Genomic DNA, 4557 nt, shown 5'->3' with positions numbered 1-4557 from the left:
CCGCCAGCAGTTGCGGCGCGCTGTCCCAGCTTTGCTCCGCCTCCTGTGGGTCCAGGGCGTAGATGCGGGGCAGGGGTGGCACGGTATCGACGGGGTTGCGCATTATCAAAGGGCCTTGGCTCGATGGGCGTTCGGCGCGGGTTCCACGGTCTACGGGCCACGGCGATTCAAGCCTGATTCCCTGGCAGATCGACCTGTGCATCCAATAGGCTCATGAAAGCCCGCGCAGCGTTCGACAGCGTCCTTTCGGTGTGCACGATATAGCCTAGCTGGCGACTGAGCTGTATGCCCGGCAAAGCGATGCGTGCCACCTGGTCATCGAGCATGGTGCGCGGCAATACGCTCCAGGCAAGGCCAATGGAGACCATCATCTTGATGGTTTCCAGGTAGTTGGTGCTCATGGCGATGTTTGGCGTCAGGCCCTGGGCCTCGAACAGCCGCTGCACGATATGGTGGGTAAAGGTGTTGCCGCCGGGAAACACCGCCGGGTGCCGGGCGATGTCCGCCAGGCTGACGCTGCCGTTGCTGATCAGGCTGTGTTCCGGCGCCACCACGAAATCCAGTGGGTCGTCCCACACCGGGGTGGCCCGCACCAGCGTGTGGGGCTCCGGCGCCAGGGTGATTACGGCCACTTCGGCGCGGCCATGGAGGATTTCTTCGTAGGCCACTTCCGAATCGAGAAACTGAATGTCCAGCGCGACATTCGGGTATTCCCGGGTGAACGTGCGCAGGACCGGTGGCAAGCGGTGCAGGCCGATGTGATGGCTGGTGGCCAGCGTCAGGCGCCCGCTGACTTCGCCGGTGAGGTTGGTCAGGGCGCGGCGGGTGTCGTCCAGTACATTGAGAATCTGATACGCCCGGGGCAGCAGCGCCCGTCCGGCTTCGGTGAGGCCGACTTCACGCCCCAGCCGGTCGAACAGGCGCACCTTTAATTGTTGCTCCAGGCCGGCGATGCGCTTGCTGATGGCCGGTTGGGTCAGGTGCAGGCGTTCACCGGCACCGGAGAAGCTGCCGGTCTCGGCGATGGCGATAAAGGCATTGAGGTTGGCCAGGTCCATTGTGCTATTCCAGTTGGTAATCCAAAGCATAAAAAATATGAATTTGAGTTATTTAATGTAGCGCCATACCATCAGCCTCACAAGCCAAAGGGTTATTGAATCGTTCAAGGCCCGGGGCATAGAAACACCTGATGAGGACCGCGTGATGGCCGGCAAAACGCTTTACGACAAGCTTTGGGATTCCCATGAAGTGAAACGGCGCGATGATGGGTCGTCGCTGATCTACATCGACCGTCACATCATCCATGAAGTGACCTCGCCCCAAGCGTTCGAAGGCCTGCGACTGGCCGGGCGCAAGCCTTGGCGCGTCGACTCGATCATCGCCACCCCGGACCACAACGTGCCGACCACCCCGGAGCGTAAAGGCGGGATCGACGCCATCGTCGACACCGTGTCGCGCCTCCAGGTGCAGACCCTCGATGATTACTGCGACGAATATGGCATCACCGAATTCAAGATGAATGACGTGCGCCAGGGCATCGTTCACGTGATCGGCCCGGAGCAGGGCGCTACCTTGCCCGGCATGACCGTGGTTTGCGGCGACTCCCACACCTCTACCCACGGGGCGTTTGGCGCCCTGGCCCACGGTATTGGTACCTCCGAGGTGGAACATGTATTCGCCACCCAGTGCCTCGTCGCCAAGAAAATGAAGAACATGTTGGTGTCGGTGGAAGGTGAGTTGCCTTTCGGCGTCACCGCCAAAGACATCGTCCTCGCGGTGATCGGCAAGATCGGCACCGCCGGCGGTAACGGCCACGCCATCGAATTCGCCGGCAGCGCGATTCGCGACCTGTCCATCGAAGGCCGCATGACCATCTGCAACATGTCCATCGAAGCCGGTGCCCGTGTGGGCATGGTAGCGGCGGACGAAAAGACCATTGCCTACGTCAAGGGTCGCCCGTTCGCACCTGCCGGTGCTGATTGGGACGCCGCTGTCGAAGCCTGGAAAGACCTGGTTTCCGACGCCGATGCGGTGTTCGACACCGTGGTTACCCTCGACGCCACCCAGATCAAGCCGCAAGTCAGCTGGGGCACCTCGCCGGAAATGGTGTTGGCCGTTGACCAGAACGTGCCGGACCCGGCCAAGGAAACCGACCTGGTCAAGCGTGGTTCCATCGAGCGCGCCTTGAAGTACATGGGCTTGAAAGCCAACCAGGCGATTACCGACATCCAGCTGGATCGCGTATTCATCGGCTCCTGCACCAACTCGCGGATCGAGGATTTGCGCGCTGCGGCGGTGATCGCCAAGGGCCGCAAAGTCGCCTCGACCATCAAGCAGGCGATCGTGGTGCCAGGTTCGGGCCTGGTCAAGGCCCAGGCTGAAGCCGAAGGCCTCGACAAGATCTTCCTCGAAGCCGGTTTTGAATGGCGCGAGCCGGGCTGCTCGATGTGCCTGGCGATGAACCCGGACCGTTTGGAGTCGGGCGAGCATTGCGCGTCCACCTCCAACCGTAATTTCGAAGGGCGTCAGGGCGCCGGTGGCCGTACCCACCTCGTCAGCCCGGCCATGGCTGCTGCGGCTGCCGTCAACGGTCGTTTCATCGACGTTCGCGAATTGATCTGAGGAATACCCGATGAAAGCTTTTACTCAACACACCGGTTTAGTCGCGCCGTTGGACCGTGCCAACGTGGACACCGACCAGATCATTCCCAAGCAGTTCTTGAAATCGATCAAGCGCACCGGTTTTGGCCCGAACCTGTTCGACGAGTGGCGCTACCTGGACGTGGGCTACGCCTACCAGGACAACTCCAAGCGCCCGCTGAACAAGGACTTTGTACTCAACGCCGAGCGTTACCAGGGTGCCAGCGTGTTGCTGGCCCGGGAAAACTTCGGTTGCGGCTCCAGCCGTGAGCACGCGCCGTGGGCCCTGGAAGAATATGGCTTTCGCAGCATCATCGCGCCGAGCTACGCCGACATCTTCTTCAACAACAGCTTCAAGAACGGCTTGCTGCCGATCATCTTGAGCGATGCCGAAGTGGATGAGTTGTTCCAGCAGGTGGAAGCCGATGTGGGCTACCAGTTGACCATCGACCTGGCGGCGCAGACCGTGACCCGTCCGGACGGCAAGGTGTATCACTTTGAAGTGGACGCCTTCCGCAAGCACTGCCTGATCAATGGCCTGGACGACATCGGCCTGACCTTGCAGGACGGCGATGCGATTGCCGCGTTTGAAACCAAACACCGGGCCAGCCAGCCTTGGTTGTTTCGCGACGCTTGATTCCATGTAGACCGGACTGGCCCCTTCGCGAGCAAGCCCGCTCCCACATTTGATTGCATTTCAACTGAAGGAACTCGGTCGAATGTGGGAGCGGGCTTGCTCGCGAAAGGGCCGCACCAGGCGACATCAAGCCCGGAACTGCCCCAGGCTCGCCTTCAACTGCGCCGCCAACCCATCCAGCACCTTGCCGCTGGCGGTGGTCTCTACCACCGCCTGAGCGGCCCGCTCTGCCTGGGCATGGATGATCTCCACCCGCCCACGCACCGCATGCGCACCCTGCGCCTGATGCTCAGCCGCCCGCGTCGCCAGGCCAATCGCTGCATGCACCTGCTCCACCGAGGCCTGCACCGACTGCTGCAGGCGCACGCTGTCGCGTAATACCAGCAAACCTTCGCTGGCCTGGCGCCCGGCCTTGCCGATGGTTTCCACAGCCTCACGGGCGCCTTGCTGCAAGGCCACGATGTGGGCCTGGATGTCGCCGGTAGAACTCTGGGTTTTACTGGCCAGGGCGCGAACCTCGTCCGCCACCACCGCAAAGCCGCGCCCGGTCTCACCGGCTCGCGCCGCCTCAATAGCCGCGTTGAGCGCCAGCAGGTTGGTTTGCTCGGCAATCCCGTGGATCACCGTTAACACCACCTCGATCTGCTCGCTCTGCTGCGCCAGCCGCTCGATCACCTTGGAACCGGCCTGCACCTGCCCCGCCAACGCCTCGATCAAGCTGCCGACTTCGGCTGAAGTGCGGGAATTTTCATCAGTCGCCTGGCGAATATCCACCACCTGCTGCAAGGCCGCCTGCATCGCATGGCTTTCCGCCTGGGCCTCATCCGCCATTTGCGACAGCGCCCGCAGGCTTTCGGCAACCTCATCACGCTGCAAGCCGGCGGCCGCATCGGCACCCGCATTGCGCAGGGTCATCGCGCCGATTTCCACGCCGGTACGCTGGGCCACATCACCGGCTTCACGCACGATCGGCTGCAACTTATCCACAAAGCGATTGACCGCCGAGGCCATGTCGCCGATTTCGTCCCGGCTATTGATCTGCACACGCTTGGTCAGGTCGCCCTCGCCTGCCGCCAGGTCGTCCATGGCTGCAATCAGCAGCTTCAGGCGATTGACCACCCGACGGCCGAGCACTACAGCAATCAACAGCAATACACCAAAACCTACAACTGCCAGGCCCATGCCGATGCGCCAGCGCAAGGTGCCCGCCGCCTCTTGCACGGCGCTGGTGGTATTGGCGGTCATCTGGGTGGCGGTGGCTTGCGCCGACTGCAAACGCG

4 protein-coding genes are annotated in these 4557 nt (G+C 62.2%); 2 read left to right on the top strand and 2 right to left on the bottom strand.

Translation table 11 applies throughout. The annotated features are described in order from the left end of the window. Positions 1–167: 167 nt before the first annotated feature. Positions 168–1058, bottom strand: a complete 891-nt coding sequence (locus HX846_RS01270; protein ID WP_003212656.1) for a LysR family transcriptional regulator — start codon at positions 1056–1058, stop codon at positions 168–170. A gap of 145 nt (positions 1059–1203) precedes the next feature. Between HX846_RS01270 and leuC the strand changes: the two genes are divergently transcribed. Then, complete coding sequence (gene leuC, locus HX846_RS01265; RefSeq protein ID WP_178964824.1) at positions 1204–2622, top strand: 3-isopropylmalate dehydratase large subunit; 1419 nt, start codon at positions 1204–1206, stop codon at positions 2620–2622. A gap of 10 nt (positions 2623–2632) precedes the next feature. After that, positions 2633–3277, top strand: a complete 645-nt coding sequence (leuD, locus tag HX846_RS01260) for a 3-isopropylmalate dehydratase small subunit (RefSeq protein ID WP_003212660.1) — start codon at positions 2633–2635, stop codon at positions 3275–3277. Between the two features lie 126 nt (positions 3278–3403). Here the strand turns inward: leuD and HX846_RS01255 are convergent. Continuing rightward, a partial coding sequence (locus tag HX846_RS01255; RefSeq protein ID WP_178964823.1) for a methyl-accepting chemotaxis protein occupies positions 3404–4557 on the bottom strand: 1154 nt, incomplete at its 5' end.

The sequence above is a fragment of the Pseudomonas sp. K5002 genome (assembly GCF_013386655.1).
Taxonomy (GTDB): Bacteria; Pseudomonadota; Gammaproteobacteria; order Pseudomonadales; family Pseudomonadaceae; genus Aquipseudomonas.
Note: the sequence above shows the minus strand (reverse complement) of the source record. Positions and strands in the feature narration are given on the sequence as shown.